1 protein-coding gene is annotated in these 1,087 nt (G+C 39.3%); it reads left to right on the top strand.

Annotated features, from left to right (window positions below):
- Positions 1 to 1,087, top strand: a 1,087-nt coding sequence (locus tag AB5935_RS27750; protein WP_410525560.1) for a carboxypeptidase-like regulatory domain-containing protein, incomplete at both ends; no start/stop codon positions are given.

The following is a 1,087-nucleotide window of genomic DNA, read 5'->3' as shown; positions in this document are numbered from 1 at the left end:
TTTATGCTCCTTCAGTCCACGAATGTTACATTGAACTTGACGAATGTTTCTTTAGAGACTTTGTTTAAAACATTGGAAAGAAAGAGTAATTACGTTTTCTTCTTTAAAGAAAATGTTCTTCAAGAAAACGAAAAAGTAACAGTCAAAGCACAAAACGAGTCAGTTGTATCTATTTTGAATAGAATATTGCCTCCAAGACAACTGACATATACAGTAAAAGGAAGACAAGTGATTATTGTCCGCCTTCCCCGAAAAGAAGAAAGAAAATCAGAAACACCTGTAGAATTTAAAGAATACACTGTAAAAGGAACAGTCATTGATGCTACCGGACAACCGTTGCCGGGAGTTAATATAACCGTACAGGGTACTACTCAAGGAGCGACAACCGATCTTTCCGGTTCGTTTACACTACAGATAAAAGATAGCAAACGCGTTCTGCTTGTCGCATCCTATATTGGTTTTTCCACAAAGAAAGTCTGGGTGTCGGGTGAGACTCATTCTTTGAAGATCATGCTTGAAGAAAGCTCGGCATCTTTGAATGAAGTGGTAGTTGTAGGTTATGGTACGCAGAAAAAAGCGCATCTAACAGGAGCTATTGCTACTGTACCTATGGATGATATTCAGGATCTTGCTTCCGGTAACTTGGCAAGTACGTTGAGTGGTATGGTAAATGGACTTAGCGTTAGTGGTGGAGATGCGCGACCTGGTGAGAATGCTCGGATTAATATTCGTCAAAATGATGTTTTATCAGATATTGGTGGTACTGCTTCAGAACCATTATATGTTATTGATGGGTATATTTATCCTGTAGAAGTGAAAATTGGTGATGTTACAGAAAACTTAGGAGCAACTGCATTTAATAATTTGGATCCGTCTGTAATTGAAAGTATTTCGGTTTTGAAAGATGCTGCGGCTGCTGTATACGGTGCTCGTGCTGCCAATGGTGTTATATTGGTTACTACTAAGAGAGGTAAACAAGGTGCACCTAAGATCTCATATAGTGGAACTTTTGGCGTTGTGGATGAGGTTTCGCGTGCTAAGATGTTGAATGCTTACCAATATGGTCAACTTTGGAATGCTGTACGTG

Origin of the sequence: Phocaeicola sp. RTP21198st1_B8_RTP21198_201120, assembly GCF_040929485.1 — a bacterium.
Taxonomy (GTDB): domain Bacteria; phylum Bacteroidota; class Bacteroidia; order Bacteroidales; family Bacteroidaceae; genus Phocaeicola; species Phocaeicola dorei.
Note: the sequence above shows the minus strand (reverse complement) of the source record. Positions and strands in the feature narration are given on the sequence as shown.